Annotated in this window: 25 protein-coding genes and 3 pseudogenes; 17 read left to right on the top strand and 11 right to left on the bottom strand. The window is 59.0% G+C overall.

Annotated elements, in window-relative coordinates:
• Positions 1-161 precede the first annotated feature (161 nt).
• Positions 162-1,157 carry an ABC transporter ATP-binding protein gene (locus BSG17_RS17225; RefSeq protein WP_170864845.1) on the top strand — a complete coding sequence of 332 codons (996 nt, stop codon included), beginning with the start codon at positions 162-164 and terminating at the stop codon, positions 1,155-1,157.
• On the top strand, positions 1,154-1,993 hold the full coding sequence (locus BSG17_RS17220; RefSeq protein ID WP_089826302.1) for an ABC transporter permease subunit: 840 nt from the start codon (positions 1,154-1,156) through the stop codon (positions 1,991-1,993). Before BSG17_RS17225 ends, BSG17_RS17220 begins: the two co-directional genes overlap by 4 nt.
• 40 nt (positions 1,994-2,033) lie before the next feature.
• On the opposite strand, the gene BSG17_RS17215 is transcribed toward BSG17_RS17220, so the two are convergent.
• The 3 genes from BSG17_RS17215 to BSG17_RS17205 all read right to left on the bottom strand — a co-directional run bounded on the left by BSG17_RS17215 (position 2,034) and on the right by BSG17_RS17205 (position 4,994).
• Positions 2,034-2,690, bottom strand: coding sequence for a hypothetical protein (locus BSG17_RS17215; RefSeq protein ID WP_089826300.1), 657 nt, complete (start codon positions 2,688-2,690; stop codon positions 2,034-2,036).
• 127 nt (positions 2,691-2,817) lie between these two features.
• Positions 2,818-3,690: a polymer-forming cytoskeletal protein gene (locus tag BSG17_RS17210; RefSeq protein ID WP_089826298.1), complete on the bottom strand. Its 873-nt coding sequence runs from the start codon at positions 3,688-3,690 to the stop codon at positions 2,818-2,820.
• The gene (locus tag BSG17_RS17205; RefSeq protein WP_089826296.1) at positions 3,687-4,994 is read right to left on the bottom strand and encodes an MFS transporter; all 1,308 of its coding nucleotides are present in this window, start codon (positions 4,992-4,994) and stop codon (positions 3,687-3,689) included. The genes BSG17_RS17210 and BSG17_RS17205 overlap by 4 nt, the downstream gene beginning before the upstream one ends.
• Positions 4,995-5,218: 224 nt before the next feature.
• On the opposite strand from BSG17_RS17205, the gene BSG17_RS17200 reads away from it, so the two are divergent.
• Entirely contained in the window at positions 5,219-5,659 is a 441-nt protein-coding gene (locus tag BSG17_RS17200; protein ID WP_170864841.1) for an SDR family NAD(P)-dependent oxidoreductase, read from the top strand.
• A 47-nt stretch (positions 5,660-5,706) separates the two neighbouring features.
• Here the strand turns inward: BSG17_RS17200 and BSG17_RS17195 are convergent, their stop codons facing one another.
• The gene (locus BSG17_RS17195) at positions 5,707-6,516 is read right to left on the bottom strand and encodes a CPBP family intramembrane glutamic endopeptidase (protein WP_089826292.1); all 810 of its coding nucleotides are present in this window, start codon (positions 6,514-6,516) and stop codon (positions 5,707-5,709) included.
• 170 nt (positions 6,517-6,686) lie between these two features.
• On the opposite strand from BSG17_RS17195, the gene BSG17_RS26180 reads away from it, so the two are divergent.
• A complete protein-coding gene (locus tag BSG17_RS26180; protein ID WP_139246678.1) occupies positions 6,687-6,935 on the top strand; it encodes a hypothetical protein in 249 nt (82 codons plus the stop codon).
• 135 nt (positions 6,936-7,070) lie between these two features.
• On the opposite strand, the gene BSG17_RS17185 is transcribed toward BSG17_RS26180, so the two are convergent.
• The 3 genes from BSG17_RS17185 to BSG17_RS17175 form a co-directional block, all read right to left on the bottom strand.
• Positions 7,071-7,937, bottom strand: a complete 867-nt coding sequence (locus tag BSG17_RS17185) for a hypothetical protein (RefSeq protein ID WP_089826287.1) — start codon at positions 7,935-7,937, stop codon at positions 7,071-7,073.
• Positions 7,934-8,515, bottom strand: coding sequence for a flavodoxin domain-containing protein (locus BSG17_RS17180; protein ID WP_089826285.1), 582 nt, complete (start codon positions 8,513-8,515; stop codon positions 7,934-7,936). The genes BSG17_RS17185 and BSG17_RS17180 overlap by 4 nt, the downstream gene beginning before the upstream one ends.
• 148 nt (positions 8,516-8,663) lie before the next feature.
• Positions 8,664-9,560 (bottom strand): CPBP family intramembrane glutamic endopeptidase, encoded by an 897-nt coding sequence (locus BSG17_RS17175; protein WP_089826283.1) that lies wholly within the window; start codon positions 9,558-9,560, stop codon positions 8,664-8,666.
• Between the two features lie 95 nt (positions 9,561-9,655).
• Here BSG17_RS17175 and BSG17_RS17170 point away from each other — a divergent pair, with 95 nt between their 5' ends.
• From BSG17_RS17170 to BSG17_RS28315, 5 genes are all read left to right on the top strand, one after another.
• Complete coding sequence (locus BSG17_RS17170; RefSeq protein ID WP_089826281.1) at positions 9,656-10,084, top strand: universal stress protein; 429 nt, start codon at positions 9,656-9,658, stop codon at positions 10,082-10,084.
• Positions 10,085-10,803: 719 nt separating this feature from the next.
• Positions 10,804-11,118, top strand: a complete 315-nt coding sequence (locus BSG17_RS17160) for a DsrE family protein (protein WP_211609186.1) — start codon at positions 10,804-10,806, stop codon at positions 11,116-11,118.
• A 481-nt stretch (positions 11,119-11,599) separates the two neighbouring features.
• Positions 11,600-13,003: a selenium-binding protein SBP56-related protein gene (locus BSG17_RS17155; protein WP_089826277.1), complete on the top strand. Its 1,404-nt coding sequence runs from the start codon at positions 11,600-11,602 to the stop codon at positions 13,001-13,003.
• A 6-nt stretch (positions 13,004-13,009) separates the two neighbouring features.
• Positions 13,010-13,327 (top strand): 2Fe-2S iron-sulfur cluster-binding protein, encoded by a 318-nt coding sequence (locus BSG17_RS17150; RefSeq protein ID WP_089826275.1) that lies wholly within the window; start codon positions 13,010-13,012, stop codon positions 13,325-13,327.
• Between the two features lie 73 nt (positions 13,328-13,400).
• Positions 13,401-13,517 (top strand): plastocyanin/azurin family copper-binding protein, encoded by a 117-nt coding sequence (locus tag BSG17_RS28315; protein WP_280141188.1) that lies wholly within the window; start codon positions 13,401-13,403, stop codon positions 13,515-13,517.
• Between the two features lie 3 nt (positions 13,518-13,520).
• Here the strand turns inward: BSG17_RS28315 and BSG17_RS17140 are convergent, their stop codons facing one another.
• Positions 13,521-14,159: a helix-turn-helix domain-containing protein gene (locus BSG17_RS17140; RefSeq protein WP_089826271.1), complete on the bottom strand. Its 639-nt coding sequence runs from the start codon at positions 14,157-14,159 to the stop codon at positions 13,521-13,523.
• A 293-nt stretch (positions 14,160-14,452) separates the two neighbouring features.
• On the opposite strand from BSG17_RS17140, the gene BSG17_RS17135 reads away from it, so the two are divergent.
• Entirely contained in the window at positions 14,453-15,565 is a 1,113-nt protein-coding gene (locus BSG17_RS17135) for a heme-copper oxidase family protein (protein ID WP_211609185.1), read from the top strand.
• Positions 15,566-15,643: 78 nt separating this feature from the next.
• Here the strand turns inward: BSG17_RS17135 and BSG17_RS27890 are convergent.
• Positions 15,644-15,742, bottom strand: a pseudogene (locus BSG17_RS27890) (glycosyltransferase); the annotation flags it as partial.
• 120 nt (positions 15,743-15,862) lie between these two features.
• Positions 15,863-16,597, bottom strand: a complete 735-nt coding sequence (locus BSG17_RS17130; RefSeq protein ID WP_089826269.1) for a helix-turn-helix domain-containing protein — start codon at positions 16,595-16,597, stop codon at positions 15,863-15,865.
• Positions 16,598-16,686: 89 nt separating this feature from the next.
• On the opposite strand from BSG17_RS17130, the gene BSG17_RS17125 reads away from it, so the two are divergent.
• From BSG17_RS17125 to BSG17_RS17100, 6 genes and pseudogenes are all read left to right on the top strand, one after another.
• Entirely contained in the window at positions 16,687-17,799 is a 1,113-nt protein-coding gene (locus BSG17_RS17125; RefSeq protein WP_089826268.1) for an MBL fold metallo-hydrolase, read from the top strand.
• Positions 17,800-17,802: 3 nt separating this feature from the next.
• The gene (locus BSG17_RS17120; RefSeq protein ID WP_089826266.1) at positions 17,803-19,095 is read left to right on the top strand and encodes an MFS transporter; all 1,293 of its coding nucleotides are present in this window, start codon (positions 17,803-17,805) and stop codon (positions 19,093-19,095) included.
• Between the two features lie 517 nt (positions 19,096-19,612).
• Positions 19,613-20,449: an alpha/beta fold hydrolase gene (locus tag BSG17_RS17115; protein ID WP_089826264.1), complete on the top strand. Its 837-nt coding sequence runs from the start codon at positions 19,613-19,615 to the stop codon at positions 20,447-20,449.
• Between the two features lie 159 nt (positions 20,450-20,608).
• A pseudogene (locus BSG17_RS17110) lies at positions 20,609-20,971 on the top strand (MFS transporter); the annotation flags it as partial.
• Positions 20,972-21,741: 770 nt separating this feature from the next.
• Positions 21,742-22,617, top strand: a complete 876-nt coding sequence (locus BSG17_RS17105; RefSeq protein WP_089826262.1) for a ParA family protein — start codon at positions 21,742-21,744, stop codon at positions 22,615-22,617.
• Positions 22,617-23,063 carry a DUF7970 domain-containing protein gene (locus BSG17_RS17100; protein WP_089826260.1) on the top strand — a complete coding sequence of 149 codons (447 nt, stop codon included), beginning with the start codon at positions 22,617-22,619 and terminating at the stop codon, positions 23,061-23,063. Before BSG17_RS17105 ends, BSG17_RS17100 begins: the two co-directional genes overlap by 1 nt.
• Before the next feature lie 97 nt (positions 23,064-23,160).
• On the opposite strand, the pseudogene BSG17_RS17095 reads toward BSG17_RS17100, so the two are convergent.
• Positions 23,161-24,434 (bottom strand): annotated as a pseudogene (locus tag BSG17_RS17095) (RNA-guided endonuclease InsQ/TnpB family protein).
• A 389-nt stretch (positions 24,435-24,823) separates the two neighbouring features.
• Here BSG17_RS17095 and BSG17_RS27120 point away from each other — a divergent pair.
• Entirely contained in the window at positions 24,824-25,081 is a 258-nt protein-coding gene (locus BSG17_RS27120) for a hypothetical protein (RefSeq protein WP_089826258.1), read from the top strand.
• The last annotated feature ends 36 nt before the right edge of the window (positions 25,082-25,117 follow it).

The following is a 25,117-nucleotide window of genomic DNA, read 5'->3' as shown; positions in this document are numbered from 1 at the left end:
ATTTGGTACCTTGCAAGCGATCATTTCAGACGAATTTCGCGGTGAGTACGAGGGTTGCGACAGTCACGACGGATAGCCCGAATCAGAACGTATTTTCTATTCCATCACGTTGCGAATTACTCGTACCATGGAACTTTGAGGAGTGTCTACACACAGGCAATATGGAAACTCCTTCTCGTTCGATGCCCGATTCGAGAGAATCGGCCAATAACGGGGCGATTGCCATCCAGACGACAGGACTGACGAAACGCTATGGGAAGGATGTCCTCGCTGTCGACGATCTCGATCTGACAGTCTACGAGGGCGAGATATTCGGCTTTCTCGGGCCGAATGGCGCCGGAAAGTCAACAACGATCGATGTGATCATGGACTACGTCCGCCCGTCGGCTGGGAGTGCAACTGTCCTTGGGTACGATGCCCAAGATGAGACACGAGAGATCCACGAGCGAGTCGGTATTCTCCCAGACGGATATGGACTCTATGACCGGCTCACCGGTCGCAAACATCTCGAGTACGCGATTTCGCTGAAGCAATCCGACGACATTGTCGACGACCTCCTTGATCGAGTCGGCCTCGACGCTGCAGCTGCCGACCGAGTCGTCGGTGGCTATTCGAAGGGGATGATGCAACGATTGGCCCTCGCGATCGCCCTCGTCGGCGATCCCGAACTGTTGATTCTCGACGAGCCGTCATCGGGACTCGATCCCAACGGCGTTCGCCTCGTCCGTGAGATCGCTCGAGACCACGCTGATCGGGGGAAGACCGTCTTTTTCTCCAGTCACATTCTCAGTCAGGTCGAAGCTGTTTGTAACCGCGTTGCGATACTCAACCGAGGACGGCTCGTCGCTATCGATTCGATCGACGGGCTTCGCGACGCGCTCGGAACGGGGTCGACGGTGACACTCACAGTCGACGCCGTCCCAGACTCGCTGACCCTCGAGGCTCTAGCCGGTGTCTCCGACGTCGCAGTTGATGACCGGACTATTCGAGTGAGCGTCGACGAAGCCACAGCGAAAGTCGACGTTATCGACCGCATACGCGACGATGGCGCTGCAATTCTCGACGTAACGATCGAGGAGTCGTCGTTGGAAGACCTGTTCAGCGCCTACACTGGCGATGTACCTCTGCGGGCCGATGCTTCGGAGGTTGAACAATGACGCTTGCCACGATCTGGCTGACGATCGCTCGTAAAGAATTCACCGACGCCCTCCGGTCACGAATGATCTGGGGCATCGTCGTAATCATCGCTGTGATGACGTCGCTGTCCGCGGGCATCTCACTACTTGTCCCGAATGTCGAGGGAGGTGCCGAGATGGCGATCGGCGGTGCCTCGCAGTTCGCGGGACTTCTCGTCCCGATCATGGCGCCGATCGCCGCCTATCTTGCGATCGCCGGCGAACGGGAGTCGGGAAGCCTGAAGGTGATCCTTGGACTCCCGCCGTCGCGGGGTGAAGTGCTCCTCGGGAAGTTTCTCGGTCGGAGCGGTGTGGTCGCGATCGGTCTCGCACTGGGGTTCGTGGTATCGGGTGTGGTCACGGCGATTCTCTACGGCGGACTCCCCATGGTAGCGTTCATTGGAACGGCGGTCTTGACTATCTTTCTCGGCGTTTCATTCGTCGGCATCGCCATCGGGATTTCGGCCGTAACGGCGACACGAGCCCGAGCGATGACTCTGGCGATCACAGCATACCTCGGGCTGACGCTACTCTGGGATCTGGCCCCCAATGCGGTTCATTTGCTAATCACGGGTGAGATGCCCGGCGGAGTCGTGCCCGCCTGGTTCCTGCTCTTACAGGGGTTCAGTCCGACAGGAGCGTACAACGCGCTCGTCCAGCGGCTGTTGCTCGGTAGCGGAACTGCCGTGGAAGCGAGGATCGGCGGCCGAGTACCCAATTATCTCGATCCAGCGGTCTTCTTGGTTATCCTGTTCGCTTGGGCTGTCGTCCCGCTACTCGTCGGATATCTCAGGTTCCGCCGGGCCGATCTGAGCTAACCGGACCCGACACAGCCGGGGGTCACACGATCCGCCCTCCTCACCCGGCGACCTGTGCTATCGCGACCGCTTCACGGTAGCACGCGATTGCCAGCAGCAGGTACCCGCCGACCAGAAGCGCCCACTCGCGACGCGTCAGCGACCAACTCCTCGGGGACCGTACCCGTTCAAATTCTTCCTTCCACCGGGGCCCGGATTTCTGGTGCCAGAGCATCACACCCCGCGTTGCGACCACAATCGCGACGAACGCCGTGATCTCCATCGGGCCGCTCCGTTCGACGAGCACGGCCAGTGACGGCACGATGCGCTCCCCCGTCCCGATGGCGAGCGACCCGGTCCCCCAGACTGCCCCGTACCAGGGCGCCTGGACGACCTCGATGACGTAGCCCATCGGCGTGTTCACCGACCGGAGCGTGTTCGCGGCAACCGCGATCAACGAAACACCGACGTTCCACCCGAACAGCCATAGGAACTCCCGTGTGATACTCCCCGCGTATCCCGTGGCTGCACCCGGGTTCCCGCCGCCCAACAACCCTTGGGGGAGAGAGAGGTAGCTGAGAATCCACGCCGCCGTGAACACGCTTGCGACGACGCCCCATAGGGAGACAAATCGGACGAGGACGTCGTCGTGGTTGACGTACCGCCCGAGCCGCTTCGATATTCGACCCACCAGTCCAGTCGCGTTCGACGCCGCCATACGGGCAGGCATCGTGCCCCGCTGACAAATACATTAGCGAGCCGTACGGGCAGCGCCAAGCGACGGCCCAACGGTGATGAGGTGCGTAACGACGGCGATCGTAAGTGGGGGAGGGCTGTGTGCATGTCTAGGTTCCTCCCGGGATGGTGATGGGATCGAATCGCTGGAGGCCGAAGTACGTATTCAGGACGGCGCCGAACCCGACGACTGCGACGGCCAGTTGGGCGATCCCGCCGAGGTACGGGACGAGTCTCAAGACTTCGAGGAGGAGCAGGAACGTGGCGATTCCTGCGATCGTCGCGACGCTGTCGCGCTCGATCGGGAGGCGTGTCCCGATGAGATACCCGAACACGGCCTGCCCGTAGAGGACGATCAGGAACTCGGCGAAGAGTCCGACGATGGCGAGCGGGAGCAGGATGAGTGTGAACGCCATGTAGACGAAGAGGACGAGCAGGGTCGTTGCGCCAAGACTACCGATGACGCCGCTGACGAGCGCGTGCTCGGTGATGGCCGCACCGACGTTTTCGATGACTATCGGGTGCCGCTTGACGAGCCACCACCCGAACGCGCCGAGGACGAAGAACTGCAGGAGGAACCCTCCGACTCGTTGGGCGGGCGAACTCGACGGAGTGGGTGGCTCGAACTGCGACACGCGCCCGACCGAGGCGTCGGCGCTGACCGCAGCCGAGCCCGAATACGTCTGGAGGGTTCCGGTTACGGATGCGCCGTCGTGTACCGAGAGGTTGCCGTTGAGGAGCGTCACGTCGCCGTCGACTGCCCCGTCGATGACTGCAGTGCCGCCGATCACGTACACGTCGCCGTCGACAGTCGCGTCACCGGGGACGGTGGTGGTGCCGCCGGCGACAACGTGGACGTCCGCGAGTGCGTCGACGTCGGTCTCGCCCTGAAACGTCACGGACATCTCCTGTACGTCGCTGCCCCCGATGGAGATCATGAGCAGGACGACGATGAGGAGTGGGATGGCTTCGGTCGGACTCATGCACTCGCACCTCTGTTCGCGCGAGCGAGTTCGACCATCCGTCTGGCGTACAGTCCGACCGCGAGTCCGAACAGGAGGAGCAGGGAGAGCGCCTGCACCACGTTCAGGTGGGAGAGGAGCGTGAGTTCGGTCGCCTGGAAGTACAGCGCGAGTGCGGTGCTGGAGAACGTAGCGAGCCAGCCAGCGACGCCGATGCCGATCGCGGAGTGGGTACCGATCGTCTCGGGCGTAGAGAGGTCGGGCCAGAGCGCGAAGTTCAACGTCGTGTAGAAGCTCACTGCCACGGCATACAGGGCCGGATTTAGGGGAGACATTCCGTTGTCGGCGATGGTTGGGAACAACTCGGCGAACCGGAGATCGGAAGTGTACATGACGTGTGTGAGGGCGAACAGTGCGAACGTCCAGAGGAAGATGCGCGAGAGCGAGTAGTTCGCGTAGATGACGCCGGCCATCACCGCGCCGACGACGTGTGCGACGGCGATGAACAGGCGCGTCGAGAACTCCGGCGACTGCCAGGAGCTCAGGAGGAGCGACGGCGTGTCGATGATTCGAAGGAACCCGAGGCTGTCGATGAAGAACACGCCGAACATCAGGACGAGTGGGACGACGAACGCCAGACTCCGCGCACGAATCGGGTCCCCGTGACAGAACCGTCCAGTGCCGTACGTCTCGTGTTGTTCCCCGAGGACGTCGAGTATCGTCTCGAGACGGTCGAAGCTGGTGAACGACAGGATGCCGAGCACGAAGAGGCCCGGTGCCATCGCGGCGACCATTAACTGACTGAAGACGTCAACTGACCAGGAGAGTGGGATTGCGTTCGCCAAGAAGTAGGCGATCGCGGTGATCGCTGCTGCGACGTAGCCGCGGTCTGGAACCGGAACGAGGTCGACGGCGAGCGAGAACGAGACGGGAAATCCGACGCCGAGCCCGATCGACGCGAAGACGATCCATGCACCGAACGCGGGAACGGTACGAATCATCGGGGCGACAAGTGTGAGCGCGAACTGGACACAGACGACGCCGAACAGCAGTCGAAGCTTCGTTCGCAGGTCCGTGCTCCAGCCGCGGCGGTCCATTGTCAGGCCAGTCACGGCTGCGACGACGAGCGTCACGAGCGCCAGCGCCGCCATCCACATCGAGACGGTAGTCTCGGACATTCCGACGAGACGCGTCCCGAGGTCAATGAGTCCCAGCTGGACGAACGTGATGTTGTAGTAGTAGCCGGCGACCATCAGGGCGACAAAGAGGCCGTACCCGGACACTGTCGTCCACCGCCGTTTTCGCACGTGTGTTTTGAGTTCCATCGCTATTCCGATGTTCTTGCTACGTCGTGGGAATGCTTCCCCCTTAAATCGGTGCCACGGTGATGATCTGTGCTCCGGAGGTGACGTCATCGACGGGGCCACGCAGGCTGTTGTCGGCCTTGATGGGAGACGGCACTGGTTAGTGAATGTCTTTCCGGATATCACACCACCTATGCCCGCTACTTTCGGAAAGAGGAGGTTCCGATACTGGCGTCGAATGGGGGTTGAATCGCTCGCTCCTTTGTTTGCGCTGCCAGCTCGAAACATATCCCGAGCGAACAGACAGTGTGCTTGCTAGTCTCTCGGTGCGTATGCAGGGGTTGGAAAACAAGGTCACGGTCGTAGCTGGCGGCCGGAAAGGGATCGAGAAAGCAACTGTGACACGGATGACAGCGGAAGAGATCGCCGTTGTCGTCGCTGAATTGGATCGCGAGGCAGTCCGAGATACTGTCTCGGAGATTCGTGCATCAGACGGACGGGCGACGGCCATCGAAACCGACGTGACCGACACTGATGCGGCTGCGGAAACGGTCGAAATCGCATTCGAGGAATACGGGAAACTCGACATCGGGGCCAACAACGCGGCGGTCATCATTCCGCTCGGCTTCTTCAGATCTATTCACTGGAACTGCCGATTGTCGAATACGAGTCGTATGACGTGGTAATCAGCTCAAGTAGTGCCCGGTCGGCCGCTTGAGAGATACGATGCTCGTCAGAGCAGCGCGACTTGTATGAGCGAGAGTGCTACCAGGGGGACATGGAACGTGGCGTGGGCCACCATCGCCGCCTCGAGGCTCCGCTGCCAGTACAGCCATCCGAAGAGAATGCCTGCGATGGCGTTCAGGAGAATCGTTCGGGCGACTAGTGCTGGAGTCAAGCCGACTGACTGTGCGAGCGCCGGGAGGTGACCGATCCCGAACAGTACGGCGGAGATCACGATCGCGACCCACATGATTCCCGAACCAGGGTCGTCCGACTGACGACCAGTGACAAACCAGCCGACGAACGCGAGCGCCGACATGAGCCCGTATCGGAGCAGGAGCTCCTCCGTGATGCCACCGTAGAGGAAGCGAATCGGGGCGTACGCGAGGACGTTTGCCACGGTCGGTTCGGTCGCCCCAATCGCGGACTGGGGCAAGTCCTGAGCGATGAACGGCGCCAGCGCGACGTCGAGAAGCAGAATTAGTACGCCTCCGAGGACGCCGAGACCCACGGCGAGGCGGACTTCGGGACGGAGGCGTCGCCAGAGTTCGTCGCCTGTCCCCACCCAGTCTACGAGGTACGATCGTAACCCCACTCGAGGAGCCGTGTACGTACCGACCAGACACGCGACGACGAGAAGGAGAAGGGGGGTGAGACCGGAAGCCACAGCGAGGAACGGAAGCGACAGGCCGGCTGGGACGGCTGTCGGTGGTGTCGTGAAATAGATGTACCCGATGAGGGCAAGAATTCCAGGAATCCCCGGGAGCAGCGTCACACCGAACCGCTTCGCGAAGGAGCCGGTTCGCTCGGATGGAGTCATATCGGTGACGAATATTGGCACCGAAAAAACAGTTGTGTCACCGCTGTCTCTCCCGTGACCACCGTCGCGAATGTCACCCGTTGTATCTACCGCTGTCCGACGCTCCGTGTGTTCTCGATTGATTCATTCTGAAAACGGCCGGTAAGTAGCTCGTGTGGTGTGGTCAGAGAATGACCGTCGACATTGCCATCAACAATCCACCAACAGTAACTGCGGCGACGGTAGTGAACTCCCAGCATATGTCCGATTCATCCCACGCGTACTCGCAATCGGTGGAAGGGACGTTGCTGAGCGGAGCGAGAAACGACGTGTTCCTGATTGGATATCGCGTCTCGATGTCGGGATCGACCGATTGTTGCCACGCGATCGAGTACCTCGTGCCGCTGGGTAGCATACGGCAGCACCTGGATAGCTTCTAGTTCACGATAGTAGGCCGATTTCGGACGTCAGCCTTGTTGCGACGACTTGGCACGGATCCTCACTACCCGAAGCTTGTATACGAGCTCAATATCCTCGTACTCGCTTCTGGTGTGGGAAATCTCAGTACTTCTCGTTTAGTCTGTTCGGAGTTCAGTTCCAGCGTGTGTCTGGGTTTTGGAGAACTTGCGGGGGATGGCGCGAATGAATCGAGTCGTGAGTCCGAGGCCGATGAGACTCAGGAGGCTAAACAGCAGGATCTGGGGAAGAGGGACGGTTTGACCGTTCTGAAGCATGAATACGATCATGGCGAGAACCGCGAGACCGAGGGTGGTGCCTTTCACGAGGAGGACGCCGGTGAAGACGTAGCCCCACGCTCGCTGCTTCCAGAGGAGAGCCGCCGAGAGAGCGAACGACGGGACAACGACGCCGAGATCGAGAGACTGGATGACAGGCACAGGAAGCGTCGTCTCGGCGATGCTCGGGGGTCTGGTTCCGGCGAGACTCGCTGGGCCGACCTCGGCGAGCCACATCAGCGCCACGAGTCCGGCGACGAGTGCTTGGAAGGCGACGTATCCACGGACTGGATGACCGTCGAGTGCTTCCTTCAGGTCTGTTGGATCGATGCGAACGACCCCGCCGATGAGCGTGAACAACGTCAGTCCGAACAGCGCGACGTAGACAAGATAGAGCTCGTTGAATGCCGTGAGCAATGCATACGAAGCGTACGTGTAGAGAAGATAGCCGGTGACGCCGAGCCAAACGACGTAACCACGGAGTGACCCCTGGTCTGCGTAATAGAGGGCGCCGACAAGTATGGGGACAGCGACGACGAGCGTTAGCAGATCCTGCCCGTATAGCTGTGGGAGGAGGACTTCGGCATCCCGGTAGAACTCAGGAACGAACAGTCCGACACCGGCCGCAACGACGGTAAGCAAGAGGGTGAGCGTCGATGCAACGATATAGGGTCGGCTGAGGCGTCGAGGATGTTGCGTGGCGGTCATTCCGATGAATCCTCAGTAGTGTCCGGGGTGACACCGAGACGGTTTTCAACGAACGCGGCGACGTCCGCTGCGAACGCGTCGACCGCGTCCCAGTCAGTGAACTCGATATCACCGTCCTGCTCCCGTTCCTCGGTGAGAAGGTCCTTCGCGATCCGCTTCATCATGAGCCGTTTGAGAAATCCGTACTCAGAGAATCGAAGTGCACCGCCGAACTGCCCGATTCGATCCGGATCCCACCCGGTTTCTGTGAGGAACGACTCGACGTACCCTGCAGCTTCTTCGCGTTTCTCCTCGTTCGCCGAGGAGAGTGACACCTGGAAGAACGCGGTCGGCATCCCTGACAAGGTGTTTCGATTGTCGGTGACGAAGTCACGAACCTCGTCTTGGTGTTTGCCGACGTGGATCGACGCACCCACGACGACGGCGTCGTACCCTTCCAGGGTAAACGATTCCGGTCGATTACGGACGTCAAGTGCGCTCGCCTCGTGTCCGCGCTCGCTGATTGTCGTCGTGATCCGCTCTGCGATCTTCGCCGTTTGACCTTCTCCCGTCCCGTAGAGCACCAGAACTGAACTCATCTTTTCTCAGACCTCACTGAGGGTATTCGTTAGGAGACTCAATAAAATACTGTTCGACCTACAATTGTGTTTGAGCGGTGGCCGCTGGAGGTCTCGGGGGAGCCGAGAGGATTCGAGTCCGTATTCGATATTCAGTACGGGAGCGTGCTCACTCAGTGGCTTCCGATTCGGTTTCCGGTGGGAGGCCAGCGTCTTGAGGCGTTGGGGGCTCGCGATTCGCCAGACGGTCCCCGCCGTAAACGACCGCCAAGAGAATGGCAATCAGCACGAGGGGGAGGGCACCCGTGACTTCGGCGAGGAGGTTCAGCCAGGGGTCTGGCACGCCGTTTGGGAGGAGTGCGTCCTGGTCGGCGGGGTGGAAGATCCCCATCGCATTGATGCCGGCGTGGAACACCGCGACGGCGAGCACGCTTCCGCCAGTACTGTTGTACATCCACGTCCAGAGAATAGAGCCTGCAAGGATAGAGACCATCCAGAGGAGTTGTTGGGAGAGCGGCCAGCCGCCGTGAGTGGTCGTAGCGTTCAGGAACAGCGGGAGGTGCCAGGCCGCCCACGTGACGCCGACGATGACACTCGAGGTCAGCGCGCTGTAGGAGTCTTGGAGTATGGGCAGCATGAAGCCACGCCACCCGAGATCCTCTTGACCGCCACCCCACACGGTGCCCCACACCATCGCGAACAGGTAAATAAACGGTGATTCGAATTCGGTGAGGTCGATCGGGCCACCGGCTAGAACGAACAGTAGGACACCGAGCGAGAGGATGACGAACGGAACTCCGAGCGCGAGTGCCCACCATTTTGCACGGATCCGCCATTTGAACATCTGGCCGACCCACGTACGGAGGCTCCCACCGGAGGCCCAGATGACGACCGCCGCGCCGATCGGCGGACCGAATCCACCGAAGCCGATCAGGATTGAGTGCGTCCAGGAGGCTTCCATGCCCGAATACGCGAGCGCACCCTGGATCGTCCAAGTGAAGACATACGCGATTGCGACGAAGCTCAGTAGACGATGCTGGTCGACCCACGCACGGACACTGGACATACCGACGATTGTGACACACGTCGTAGTTAACGGTACCCCCAGCCGCGGTGTTTTCGGCAGCACACTCTTCTCAAATCGTCTCGAACCCTATTCGTATGCCTGACAACGTTCTCGTCGCCTTCGACGGTTCCCCGCTTGCCGAGCGTGCGCTCACGTACGCTCTCGAGAACTTCCCGGACGCCACCATCACCACGATTTACGTTATCAATCCGATCGACTCAGTGGTCGACGTGGAGGCAGGTGGCTTGCCAGTCGCCGAGGACTGGTACGATAACGCCCAAGAACGCGCCGCCGGAATTCACACGACGGCCATGGATCTTGCGGCAGAGCACGGTATTGACCTCGACACTGTCACGGAAGTCGACAGACCGGCGCAAGCAATCCTCGAATACGCTGACGACCACGACATCGATCAGATCGTGATGGGCAGCCACGGCCGCTCAGGAATGGACCGGATGCTCCTCGGAAGTGTTGCCGAGACAGTCACCCGCCGAGCACGGATTCCGGTGACGATCATTGGATGATCTCTCTGCCCAGAGTCCCGATACCAAGAAACTCTCCGAGGGCTCGGGGATCGACCCCGTATGCAGTCCGACGAATACTCGTAGGTCTACCTAAAAGGTGAAATTCAACCAACCTGTAGGTACCGAGAACGTGGCTGTTACTGAACCACCGTCTCTCTCGACGTGTACGGTCCATATCGAACGACGGGGTGGTCGTAGCGACGCGGGAGCGCGGGCACTCGAACGACATCTCGAGAGTCTCTCTGGCGTCCGCGACACGACGGCCGCTGTCACCGCCGACCCAGAGAATCTCGGGACCGTGGACGACTCCGATCTCATGACGCAATGTGCGACCGAGGCCCAGCGAATGCAGAACAGCTACGACCCTGGCAACGTGATTTGCCCTCGATTTGTACATAAGGAGTGTGAAATACAATAGACAACGAAAACACACCCATAGATATACAAATATTAATTTACATTAATTAGTTCTAACATAAATGTGCTGTGCCAATTCTCAGAGCCTGTAGTTAGTATTGTGGGTTTATTCCAATCTGGTGCAATACTTCTCTTGTATGCAACGACGGAATTTCGTGTCAGCAACTGGCGCTCTCGGTGCACTGCTCCTCGGAAGCGACCCCGTAGCCGCAACGGGCACGACCCGTTCTGCTCAGCAAGACCAGTGTGCGCGTCCCGCCCCGAAAACCAAAACTGTTCTCCACCTCTCGAGCGGTGATTCGATGGCCCAGAAAGGGGCCCTGATGAACGCAAAGAACCTGCTGGAGGATGAAACTGTTCCCGTCAAAGACTTGGTCGTAGTGGCAAATGGGAAAGGAGTACAACTGTATACGCCACCAACTGATGACAATGAATTTGCCGACCTCATCGCCTCACTGCAGGACCGTGGCGTCACGTTCCGTGCCTGCGGGAACGCCATGGATATGCTCGGTCTGACGAAAGATGATCTCCTGTCGGGGGTGGAGCGCGTGCCATCCGCTGTCGGTGAACTCGCTCGGCTGCAAGCACTTGACTACGGGTACATCAAAGTCCCCTGAACCCTCTCCTATTCGCAGACGCCGTCCACTCCTTGAGAGAAGGGTTCGTGCCCTTCTTTCAGCAACGAGTTCGGCTTTCTGTCGGGAGTGAGTCCGAATACGACGAGTTGGGGGTCGAGGTGGAAAACTGCGAAGGGAAGAGATTGATGAGTGCCTCTGACAGCTCTTCTTGGTCCCGGCCTACACACTCTTCTACTCGAATAGTTCTGGTGAGCAGGTCGATGGCGAGATCCTCCAGAAAACCGTCAATATCCGTTGGAATGGCACTAATCAGTATATTTTAGACAAGACGAGAAAACGGCGTCTCTCTGGTCGTGCTGAATACAGTGTGCGCATCACCCATTTCCCGGTTCGTCACGAGAAATTGACAATACACCATCGAACTACGCCGGCGAGCGCAAAAGAATTCCCACTCGGAGTGGGTTGCCTCGAGCGAACCAAATCATTAATAGTGTGTGATAAGAACGTGTTAGCACTTGCCATGAGCACCGACGAACCCGATCAGTCGACCGACGCCCACGGCCACGAACATCACGAGGTAGAGGGGCCGGGGTACCCGACACCGGCGGCGATGCGCACCGAATCGGAACGCGAGAAGACCGCCTTCGTCATGTCGCTCCGAGTCGGGATGGACGTGGATGCCCCCGACTTCGTCGGCGTCGTGGATGTCGACCCCGACTCTGACACCTACGCGGAGTTGGTCGACACCGTCGAGATGCCGAACAAGGGCGACGAACTCCACCACTTCGGCTGGAACACCTGCTCGTCCTCGTGTCACGCCGAGGGGCTGACCCGAGATCACCTGATCGTTCCCGGGCAACGCTCCTCTCGAATCCACATCATCGACGCCTCCGACCCGCGGAACCCGGCGATCGAGAAAGTGATCGAACCCGAGGAGGTGTTCGAGCACGACCTCTCGGCGCCGCATACGGTTCATTGCGTTCCCGAGGGAAAAATCGTCATCAGCATGCTCGGCAACGCCGACGGCGAACTCCCCGGTGGCTTCCTCCAGCTCGACCAGGACGACTTCTCCATCGAGGGCCACTGGGAGGTCGACCGCGGCAACATGGAGATGAACTACGACTACTGGTATCAGCCCCGGCACGGGGTGATGGTCTCCAGCGAGTGGGCTGCCCCCGAGACGTACTATCCGGGCTTCGACCTGGAAGACGTGGAGGCCGGCAAGTACGGTGACAGCATCCACATCTGGGACTGGGCGACGAAAGAACACCACCAGACCCTCTCCTTCGGCGAGGAGGGACTGATCCCGCTCGAAGTCCGGATGCCCCACAACCCCGAGGAGACCGAAGGGTACGTCGGCGCCGCACTCTCCTCGAACATCCTCCGCTTCTGGGAGGACGCGGACGGGAACTGGGACTGGGAGAAGGTCATCGACATCGAGGACCGGGAGCACCCCGACTGGGACATGCCGGTCCCCGGCCTCGTGACGGACCTCCTCCTCTCGCTCGACGACCAGTACCTGTTCTTCTCGAACTGGCTCCACGGCGACGTGCGGATGTACGACGTCAGCGACACGGGGAACCCCCGGCTGGTGGATCAGGTGTGGGCCGGCGGCAACTTCGGCGACCGGCAGGCGGTTGGCGGCCACGAGATCAGGGGCGCCCCGCAGATGCTCCAACTCTCCCGTGACGGGCGCCGTCTCTACTGGACCACCTCCCTGTTCTCTACTTGGGATAACCAGTTCTACCCCGAGATAGGCGAGAAGGGATCGCTGATGCTGAAAGCGGACGTGTACCCCGAGGAGGGGCGGATGGAACTCGACGAGGAGTTCGTCGTCGACTTCGGAGACGCCCCCGGCGGCCCGGCTCGCGCCCACGAGATTCGCTGGCCCGGCGGCGACTGTACCAGCGACGTCTGGCAGTAGCCGTCGATGACCCACACAATCACTCTAGAGTGGCGCGACGGCCGGGAGGCAACCGTCGAGGTCCGGGACGCTGAGACGGTCACCGACGCTACCGAGCGTGCAGGCCTCGGCATCCCCTACGGCTGTCTGTACGGTGCCTGCGCCACCTGCACCGGACGCCTGCTGGAGGGTGACCTCGTTCACATCAAACGCACACGGGGGTTGAAACCCCGACATCGACAGGACGGTTACGTTCTGCTCTGCGTGGCCGAACCGCGCTCCGACTGCCGGATCGAAGTGGGTGCGGAGATACAGGCCGACCTCGTGTCAAACCCGTGGAAGTAAGCTACCACGCCCTGAAGCGCGTGACATTCAGCGAGGACTCCCGCTCTAACCGCTGAGTACATTCAAGAGCGATTTGTTCGGTGAGAAGGGACATACATTCGAACAGACGTTCGATGAGAAAGGGTCGTACCGATACTACTGTGAACCGCACAAAGCGATTGGAATGGAAGGCGGGGCTTTCGTCGAATAACGATTACTGTACCGCGGTTGTTACAAACCAATCGACGATTCTTCCCTCGGCCCGATGGAGGATGTCGCTTGCCGTGGCTTTTGAGATATCCATCGACTCTGCGACATCCGTCAATGTCGCTCGACGTGGCGTCTCGTAGTACCCCTGTTCGACTGCTGCAAGGAACACTTGCTGTTGGCGGTCGGTCAGGATGGACTCAGCGTCGCTGTCGCCGATGCGTCGAACGTACTCGAGCTCGAACTGGATTCCCGATGCCTCCAACTGTTCACCAAGTGCGGAAAGTCGAGTCGAAGAGGTCGTCAGTTCCCACCTCGCGGTCCCGTTGACGACCTCGAATGGGGTCTGCAACGGAACCCCAATTTCCCAGACCGGGTCTAACAACACGGGATTCGTCGTTTCGACCTGTAACAGTGCTTCGTCTTCCTCCTTCCAAAGCAGTTCGAGCGACGTGATATCCTCGTGGCGTTCCGTGTCGGAAAGTATCGACATAAGATCCCGTGCCGTGAGTTCGAAAAGTGCAATACTCCTTTCGACTCCCGAGAGGACAGTTATGACTTTGAACACACAGTCCGGATGTGCTTTCGAAACCTGGGCTATCCACGTCTCATCCGGGATAGTGATGGTGAATTTAGCTCGTGGCACTTGCTTTCCTCGTCGAAGATATATAGGACATGCATGAGCAAAGAGGCCTTTCCTAACATGTTCGCATACAGCTGACCAGTTCGCACGAACTGTTTCAGTCGTCTCCGACGACGAGAGTACAAGAGGTAAGCGAATACATGCATCAACGAAACAATCCGTTCTTCGTCATGGCAGGGCTGTACCTGACAGTTGGGGTACTAGCCGTAGTCGGGAAACTCGCGGTCGAGGTCGGATTCGTAGAACCGCTTTCACAGCTTCGCTGGGTGATAGTTCACTTAGTTACCATTGGCGCGATGACACAGGCGTTGTTCGGCGCACTTCCCCACCTCATCAGCAACGTCGGCAGTTCGACGATTCGTCTTTCGCCTCGACTCCGTTGGTCACAGTGGATTTCCCTGAACACGGGGTATCCACTCATCCTCTTCGGGATGACGACCGGTTCGACCGTCGTAGCCGTCACTGGTGCGACCATCGTGCTGGTCGCGCTGGCGCTACTGCTGGTGACGGTGTACCGTCTCAGTGCTGATTCACGTGGCTCACTGCTGAGCCGATACTACCGCGTCGCACCGTGGTTTCTCGTCGTCGGTATCTTCGCTGCGTTCGGGATGTTGCTTAACGTTCACGGGCCCGGTGGTTACTTCGGCTCGATTGAAGCACACGTTCACGCGAACGTCTGGGGGTTCCTCGCCCTCGTCGTCGCTGCGACGTTGCTCCAGCTCATCCCTGCACTGACGGGTACTGAACTCCGTTATCCTCGTCTGAAACGCATTACGTTCTGGGGTATGACCATCGGCACGGTCGGTCTCGTTTCGGGACCGTGGTTGGCGATGCACGTGTTGACCTTCACCGGACTCGCTATCTACGTGATCGGAACGATCGCGTTGCTGGCGAATATCGTGGGGACCAAACGCGCGAGTGGCTGTACGAAGGATGCTCGGGTCGGTCACATCCTCGGTGCATACTTATGGCTCGTCTTCCCGGTACCGTGGGCGCCCCTCGTGCTTCTGTTCCCGAACGTCGTTCCAGGAGCTCCCATCGAAACGGCGGCTATCAACGGGTTGGTCTTCGGATGGATGCTCCAGTTGGCGATGGCGTTTCTGCCGATCGTGGTTGGTGCATTTGGGGATACGGAAGGTGTTGTGGATGTGCCGAGTGCGGTCGAGTCAAGCTCGTATACTCCATCGTGGCTGGGCGTTGGCAGCATCAATCTTGGGATGCTTGCTCTCTGGGCGACGGCGCTCCCGATGGTCTCGAACGTTGCGGAGATGCTCAGCGTCGCTGGTTTCGCGCTCATCGCCCTTCCGTGGGCTGTGTTCGTCGTGCGGTTGTGGCAGACGTTCATTGGTGATGAGCCACGTGCTCAGCGTGAGGAACCAACCGATACGTCGGCATCGCTCGGCGACTAAGAACCACGGTTCTGTTCACCGAAAAATGCACCCCGTTTTCATCGCAGAGCAACTCATCGATACTTGACTCGGGTCGCGCTATTCAACAATCGTCACGTCGAGTTTCTCGCGCCAGCGGTAGCGTCGCCTGCCCCAGACGAATGTTCGACGGGTAAGCGCGTAGGAGACGAGAGGTACGAACACGAACGGTGCTTCAGACCTCGAGCGACGATGTAAGACTGCCTCTGAGTCGTCGAAGATGTCGATAAGGTACTCACGATCGGCTGACTGGAACCCAGTCGAGCGTGGAGACTTCAGTTAGTCGGCCGTCTGCTCGGCTTGGCGGGTCTTTTCGATCTCTAATGGATCTGCTGTCGACGTCGCCGTAACTAGTCGCAGGAACTGTCCGGCGTTCGTGAGAATTTTGTTCTCCGCCTTCCGAAGATGTTCTTCGTACGTCGAACGAGCGACTGCGGTCTGTTCGGCCAGCTCTCTGAGTGATGTCTTTCGGGGTTGCTCGTAGTATCCGCTTTCTAACGCCAACCGAAGCGCCGCCAGTTGTCGCTCAGTTACGTTCTCGAACAACTGGTCGACTGGAGCCAACATACTGTGTGGGATCTGTTGTTCCGTAATCGCGGTCTTCGAGAGGACTTCGATATCGCGATCTGTCTCCAGATCGTGTAAGAGTGCTCGAACGTCACTCTCGTCGAATGCGATCACCGTATAGTGTTCCCACCCCTGACGATGGATCGTCGGTGGCTGGTAGAGGCAATTATGTGCTTCGAACCGCTCGATGATGGAGTCTTCCAGTGAACAGAGGCAGGATTGCGTGACGACGTGAAGCCCAGATTCATCGATCGACTTGTGGAGAATCGTCCCTATGTGGTCAATCTCGTCGAGTAATTCGTCAGTCGGTGATCCAGGTGCTGTGATTTCGATCACCTGACAGTCGCTCAGGTACCACTCGCGAATCGTGAGATCCGGGTAGCGTTCCGAGATCTCTCGATACGGACACTCGTGTTTGACCCGGAACGAGGCCTCGTAAAGACTCATAGAGGTGTATTTGGGCTAAATTAAATTAACAGTGCCGGTCATGTCCGGCAGCAGCTATACCTCAATACTTCTCGTATCGGTAGCCACTGATGTCGGAGATTTCCCCCGAGGAACTCGGCGCACGATTACAGACTGACGAAGGCGACCTGCTCGTGGTCGACATTCGCCACCAAGAAGCGTTCGATGACTGGCACGTACCGGGGAGCGTCAACGTCGACGTCTATGACGAACTGACCAGCCACCCTGACGAGGCCAAGGACGATCTTTCGGATCTCCCTGAGCAGAAGGAGGTCGTCACTGTCTGCGGTGCGGGCATCGCTGCTGAGACGGCAGCGGACGTCCTTCAAGAGATGGACTACGACGCCAAGGCTCTCGCTGACGGCATGAACGGGTGGAGCCGAGTTCACCGGCACGCGCCGGTCGGCGTTGACCTTGACGGCACGCTCGTTCAAGTCGCACGGCCGGGGAAAGGCTGTCTCTCACACGTGCTCATCACTGACGGTGAAGCGGTCGTCTTCGACCCATCACACTACCTCGAGGAGTACGAGGCGATTCTCGACGAGTACGACGCCGAACTCGTCGGCGTCTTCGACACGCACGCTCACGCCGATCACGTCTCCGGCGCTGCGGAGTTCGCTGACCGTTACAGCGTCCCCTACTACCTCCATCCGAAGGATGCACTGGCCATCGACGCGACGCCTGTCGAAAACGAGCAGTCTGTAACGATCGGCAGCCTCGACATCGAAGTCATCCACACCCCGGGACACAGCGAAGGAAGCGTCTCGTTCGATATCGACGGCGCAGCGTTGATCACGGGCGACACGCTCTTCCACGAGAGCGTGGGCCGCGTCGAACTTGGCGTCGAAGCCGGAATCGAAGATACCAACGTTGAGCAGAACGCCGCGACGCTCTACGAGAGCCTCCAGCGACTTCAGAACCGAGCAGACGACGCTCTCGTCCTGCCGGCACATGATCCCGGTTCGCCAGAACCGCCAGTGACCGCGACGCTGAGCGAGGTCCGAGAGCGGAACGAAGATCTCGGACGTGACCGCGAGGAGTTCGTTCGGGAGCTCGCGTCAGATATCCCGGATCATCCGCCGAACTTCGAGCGCGTCAAGCGGACGAACATGGGACAGGAATCAGTTCCTGCTGACGAACTAGCCGAGCTCGAACTGGGTCCGAACAACTGCGCAGCGGAGTGACTCATGAGTACGGATACTGAACTCAAACAAGGGATCAGCGAGCACCTCGGACAGTTCTCGCTGCACGTCCTCTTGGTGTTCGCCACCGGGTTGACGATCGGGTCCGAACGCGCCGTCGTGCCCGTTTTGGGTCGTGACGTCCTCGGCGTCGAGTCTCTGTTCGTCATCGGGTCGTTCGTCGTCTCGTTCGGCTTCGTCAAGGCGCTGCTAAACCTCTACGCCGGCAAATGGGGTGGTGAATACGGCCGCAAGCCCGTGCTCGTCCTCGGATGGGTGACCGCACTTCCACTCCCTGTCATCCTCATCTTTGCCCCGAGCTGGGGGTGGATCACCGTCGGGAACATCCTGTTGGGAATCAACCAGGCGTTGACCTGGAGTATGGCCATCAACGCCAAGATCGACATTGCAGGTCCCGACCAGCGAGGACTCGCCGTCGGTATCGACGAGGCCTTCGGGTACAGCGGCGTCGCCGTCGGTGCCTGGATTACGGGCATCATCGCCGCCCAGACGAGCCTCCGACCTGAGCCGTTCTACTTCCTCGCCGTCGTCGTCGTGCTGGCGTTCCTCATCTCGGTCTTCCTAATCAAGGAGACGGTTCAACTCGCGGAGGCCGAAATCGACGATGAAGACCACCACGACGCGAACCTCCCGTTCGTCGAGGTGCTGAAGCGGGCGACCTACGGCGATAAGACGCTGTTCGCCGCGGCACAGGCAGGTCACATCGAGAAGTTCGTCGATACGTTGTTCTGGCTCGCCGTCCCGCTGTATCTCACGAGTCAGGGCCTCGGTATCGCAGCCGTCGGGTTCATCGTCGGCGTCCACAGCGCGATGTACTTCCTCCAGATCGCAACGGGTGGCCTCGCGGATCGGATCGGTCGGCGTCCTCCGGTCGTCGCAGGAATGTTCCTCGCCGGTGCGGGTATCCTCGGAATGGTGCTCGTCGACGGCTATCTCCCGTGGGTCATCCTCTCGGGTATCTCCGGTCTCGGGATGGCGTTACTCTACCCGAATCTGATGACCGTTCCCGGCGACGCTGCCCACCCGACGTGGCGTGCGACCGGGATGGGCGTCTACCGAATGTGGCGTGACTCAGGGTATGGGGTCGGTGCGATCCTGATCGGCCTCTCGACGGAATTCGTGAACGCCGAAGCCGCATTCTACATGACCGCTGTCCTGATGTTCCTCTCTGGTGCAGTCGTCTATCTCTGGATGGAAGAGACGCATCCAGACTTCGGAACGCACGAACCACCTGCCCCTGCAACGGAACAACCGACTCAGGTGGCTCCTCAAGACTAGCTCAGTAGAACGCTCTTTTCGTGGTAGTGATCGTATCCGACGTTTTCTTGGTCGTACTACGGACAATATCAGAGACTACTATCTAATTGGCAGGCGCTAAAACCTCGCGCTTCAGGGCGGGGATACAGTTTGTACTCGAAATATTTCTCCAGCAGTGCCCCGAGCATGCCGTATTTCTGTCGAAATCGAACTGTAGTGTGACCAGCACACCGTCCTCGCGTTCTTCGAGCCTCCATTCTCCTTCGAGCCGAGTGGACCATGGCCGGTGGAAGTCGCTCGTTTCGACGTCAACATTGCAGTTCTGGCAGCGGTAGTTAGTCGAGAGATGGCCCGCTTCGAGGGTGTCAAGAATCTCCATGACATCTCGCTGGCACAGTTCGGATAGATGCCGTCCATCGCGAGGGGGCGAATTCGGGTTCTGGGACAGTCACGTGCCTCGATTTTTCCACCGTACCGATTGTTATAGGCAACAGGAGTTTAGGAGAGGATACAGTACTATCGACGGAGGTTTCTACAGATGACAGCCTACCGCGAGTGGACCGAAGCACAGGAGTCGACGGCCGTCTCGGTCGACGGACACGACCTCGATGTCGCGTACTACGACGAGGGGACGGGCGACCCGGTCGTGTTTCTCCACGGGATTCCGACGAACTCGTTCCTGTGGCGAGACGTCGTCGACCCGATCGCCGAGGAGCGACGAGTGATCGTTCCCGACATGGTCGGATACGGCAACTCGTCGATGCACGACGGGTTCGACCGGTCTATCCGGGCACAGGAAGAGATGATCGCCGACCTTCTGTCGTCGTTAGACATCGAGACCGTCTCACTGGTCGGTCACGACCTGGGCGGCGGTGTCTTCCTTCGGTACGCGACTCACCATCCCGAAGCCGTCGAGCAACTAGTGCTGTCGAACTCTGTGGCATACGACTCGTGGCCGATTCCGGTCATAACCGATCTCGGATTGCCGCAGACCGCCCGCGAGACGAGTGTCGAGGAGTTACAAGAGATGATGGACGACCTCTTCCGCGAGACGCTCTTCGGCGACGACCCGAACGAAGAGTTCCTCGAAGGGATGAAATCTCCCTGGAACTCGGAGGAGGGTGTCACTTCGGTCGTCCGGAACGCTGCTGCGACCAACACGAATCACACGACCGAGGTCGACCCCGAGACAGTCAACGCAGAGACGCTCCTCCTGTGGGGGACCGAAGACGAGTTCCAGTCGGTCGACTGGGCCGAACGGCTCGAAGAAGATATCGACGACGCGAGGTTAGTTGGCCTGGACGAGGCGAACCACTGGGTGATGGAAGACCGACCAGACGCGTATCGTGAAGAACTGCGTTCGTTCTTGCTTTAGCGCGGCACAACTCGGTTCCTCGGATCAGTCACAACTGTCCATTTCGGGTTTCGGAACCGAGCTCTCGACGACTTTGGCCTGCACGGGAGAGAATCCATCGCAGTGTGAACGCCGGCGAAGAGGCCGCCGACACGCACAGGATGTGAAACGCGGACGGTTTTGCTCGTGTCGCTGTGGCAGATCTCGGCGAGTATCTGTTACTACACGGTGTTTGCGGCGATGCCGTTCTTTCGCGACGCTTTCGGACTTTCACGGTTCACGGTCGGGTTCGTCGTGACTGCGCTCACGATCGGCTACGCAGTCTGGTTGCTACCTCTCGGCGCATTGGTCGATCGGTTCGGTGAACGACGTCTGCTCGTGGTCGGCCTCATCGGCCTCTCCGCCGGGGCTGCGACGGTCGCAGGCGCTCCCACGTACGCCCTTCTGCTCGCGGCGGCCTTTTTCCTCGGGCCGATGTACGCGACGGCCATTCCGGGAACGAACAAAGCCGTCTACGACAACATCGCTGCGGGTCGCCAGAACCCACCTACGGCGTTCGACTCGAGCCGCCGGTCGACGAGCCAGCAATGCGGGAGTGACAGTGACTGCGGCCTGTTATCGAACAACCGTTAGCCACGCTAAGTCGGTGGGTTGTGAAATGTAGTGTTGGATTCATCCCACCCCTAAAGGAGTGGGCTTTCTCCTTGATTTCTGTAAGTTCGAAACCCGACGGCGCCAGAGATTGCTCAGGACGGATGTCAGCCTGCAGGAACCTCTTCTCTACGAGATAAGATGACGAATATGGAGGGTATGCTTCGAGAACGAGCGAGATCTCGATGGGGTCCGAGGTCGAGGGCGGTGACGAATGTATGGAGGAGGAACAACAGCCAAATCAAGCAGAGCTGGCGCAAGACCGACCGATCGCTCGTCCCGAACTCGCACGTCCGATGACCGCACCCGAATTGGTCGTTGCATCCACAGAAGATCACGGGACATGCTTCGAGGCTGACCCCGAAGCGGGTCACAGCGATCAACATCACTGCTCAACAAACGCTTCTTAGGCACCTTGGTATGACAACTCTTCTACTCTCACATGCATAACATTCATTCACGCCAGTACATTCATTCACTCTCACACATTCGTGTATGTTGATAAAGTCTAGAAGGTTATTCATGTTATACCCGTGAGGAAGTTCGTGAATTTTATACATGTGGTATACTGCGTGCCTCTCGTACACTCTCGACCATGCAAAACAAGAACCACATCTTCGACAGGCACCACAGTTTATACCTTCGGGGCATGAACCGCCGTTATGCCCACATCGGAACCTGAGAAATCGCCCCGTGCCGTCGCCGTGAACGTCCTCAAGGGCGGCTTCGGCAAATCGACCACCGCAATCAACCTCGCTCGCGAACTCGGTGGCCGTAACGGCACTGCTCTCCTCATCGACCTTGACGACAACGGCCACACTACCTTCAATCTCGGCTACCGCGACCGCTACGAAGGCGACAACCACCTCCAACAGATCCTCATCGACGGTACTGACCCCGCCAACCACATCGTCTCGGTCACCGACAGCCTCGATCTACTGCCCTCACACGAAGCTCTCGAAGACGTCGAAACCAATCTCCAATCGGCGATGGCCTCCAGCCAACGCCTCCACCGAAACGTCGTTGACCCCCTCCTCGGCGACAGTTACGACTACATCGTCGTCGATACGCCCGCCAACCGTGGGAAGCTCAACGACAACGCCCTGTTCGCGACCAAACACCTCATCGTCCCGCTCCGGCCGGAAAGCGGGTGGGAAAGCGGCATTACCCAAACCAATAAGCGCCTCATTCAGGAAGCTCGCCAGTATTTCGACCTCGATCTCCTCGCGTTGGTCCCGACCGATCTTTCAGAACGGCTCGACCACGACACCCGCGACCGAAACCTGTTGTACGCCCTCAACCGCCGGGAGGACCTCGCACAGTACGTCCCTAACTTCGCCCGACTCACACCTTCGGACTGGGACGCCATCGACAACGGCGAGTACAACGGTGAGCTCCCAGGTATCCGACACCGCGCCAGCATCGATAAGGCCCATCGTGCTCGCCAACCCTTGCGCGATTACGACCCCGAGTGTGACCAGCTCGCCTGCTATGCGGAACTCGCCCAGATTGTCGAAGTTGGTGGGGTGGTGCGCTGATGCCGTTCGATGATCTTGCCGACGAGAACAATGACGAGAACAACGACGAGACCGAGGAGACGGGTGATCCGGGTAATGAAGCTCTCGGCGAATTGGCCGGTACCCTCTCGGGAAGTGATAGCGGGGACGATTCTACCGGAGCCGACAGCGAGTCCGATAACAGCTACAACCCAGAGACTGATCCGGCATTTCCCACGGCAAAAAGCCAGACCCAACACTCCGTCTATTGCCTCCCCAAAACGTGGGAAACGCTCGATGGCCCGTCCGGATTACTGTTCGAAGCTGAAATCGCTCTCCGACGGAACGGCTATGGTGCGGTCCAGAAACGCGAACTGCACAACGCCTTCCTGCAGGCTGCGGTCAACGAACTCTCTGTTGAGGATATCACGGACCGATTCATTGCAACACGGGACGAACGCGTTGATGGTCCGCTCCTCGACGACTAAAGTTGTACAGCCGGCGGTTGAGCATTGAGAGGATTGACATCCTCCCGCGCCTGAAGACGCGGGAATCCCACGGCACCCCCACCGCTGAGTTGGGATATTACGGTTCGCGGTTCACAACTGTTCTCGTGGGGCGAAAACGCCCTCACTACGGTCGAACAGGCGAACCGCTGGCTGTGCCAACCAGCCGTTATCCCTATCGCCGCCATCCGTGGCGAGACTTGGGAGTACCTTTTGCCGAATGTTCTCCGCACCGTTCACGTCCGCGTTCGCAACCGTCTCGCAGTTCTCACATACGTACAGTCCACGTTCGACGCGCTGGGCATCGTCCGTGTGACCACAGCACGAACACGACTTCGACGTATCACGTTCCGACACCAACTCCACGTCGATGCCTTCGGCTTCCGCCTTGTAGTCCAGAAGGGTCGTGAAGCGGTCAAACGCCCACCCGTGCAAATCAAGATTGCCGTGGTCGCCCCAATTCCGAGAGGCGCCTGTCTCATCGTCGTCTCGGATACCGCCGAGATCGCCCACGACAAGTGTACCAACACCTCGTTCGACGCACTCCTCTACGATTGCTTTCGAGAGTGCGTGCAAGAAGTGTGTCCGGCGACCCGTTCGCTTCCGGTCAAGACGAGTGGCCTCCCGGGACGAGGAATCGCCGCATTTGGCTTTCTTCTTCGTGAAGTAGTATTCGTCTTCTTTGAGTGCGCCACCCGGATACAACACTGACTCACCGCCGAACGAGACGGCGGCGAAGTTGCAAATCCCGAGGTCAACACCTGCCACCTCGTCACCCGGCGGTTCCGGATCAATAGTGGTGCGACAGACGAATTGAAGCCGCCACTCGTCGCGCTTGTAGACGGCTCGAACCTGCTGAATGTCTCACTCGGTCAGGTCAACGTCTGGGCGAGTCTGATACTCGCAGAGGATGAAGTCTGAGCGGTGTTCTTTGAGATTGCGGCCTTTCGAGAGGCGAACGCGGGTGAGCTGTGCGTCGTGCTTGAAGCCAGCCGCTCTGAACGACACGGTTGAACGCGGGTGGGAGTCTCCGTTTTTGCGGTAGCCGGGCGGTCGGGCACGGTCATCGCCGTTCTGACGTTTACCAGACCAGCTGTTGAACGCTTCATCGAGTTCTTCAAGAACTCGTTGACTGGATTGAGAATGCAAGTCCGTGTAGCGTTCGTGGCTTTTGAGTTCGGATTTGAGTTCCCCGTCATCGGGAATCTCGCCCGTTTCGTCCCACTGTTCTTGTGCGTAGTAGCGACCGACGTTCCAGAGTTTTGAGGCGGCCCATCCAAGTTGGTCGAGGTCGTCACGAACCTGTCGCTGGTTCGTGATGGTGGCCTCGAAGGTTCGGACGGTTCGACTCATTTTCTGGCTTCATAACTGGTTATGAAGTTGTTTTCTTAATAGTGTCGGTTGGCGTGGAATATCCTGCCGTGCCATCGACGGTGGATTGTATAGGAGTTGTCGGATTCATCCCGCGCCTAAAGGCGCGGGTATTCTCCTTGCTCTTTATAAGACGATTAGAATACGCTCTTGTGTAGCACATTGTTGATGGAGAGCCGTCTGGTGACGAGAATGGGACCAACAATCTCCGACAGATGAGCGATAGGCCAAAGTTTGGGGTGTGTCTCTGGGTTGTTCTCAGCGAGTAGATTAAAGCGGGTCGACTCTATATCCTCATACCATCTGATGATCGTCACAGAAACCCGATGTTTCAGCTCTCACGAGCCCTCTCCTCCGAACGCGGTGACTGAATGAGCGAATCTGATCCGTGGTACAAGGGGGCGAAAATCCCCACTCGAAGCGACGACTGGGAGATCGACTGGATCGCACACCGGTCGATTGCCTCAGACGAGACCTTTGAGTGCGAAATAACCGGCCGCTCCATTCCGGCGAATTCGCCACATCTCCTCGTTACCATTCGTCGCAAGGGGAGGCTCCGAACACAGACCGAAGAGTTCGTCGTTCAGGACGAAGACACCCTACGTGAGTGGGTACAAATTCAAGATTGAATTACGGCAACGATGTGAACCCTGCCGAAAGTATGC

The organism is Halogranum amylolyticum (assembly GCF_900110465.1).
GTDB lineage: Archaea > Halobacteriota > Halobacteria > Halobacteriales > Haloferacaceae > Halogranum > Halogranum amylolyticum.
The sequence above is the reverse complement of the archived record's forward strand: the minus strand, read 5'-3'. Positions and strand labels throughout refer to the sequence as shown.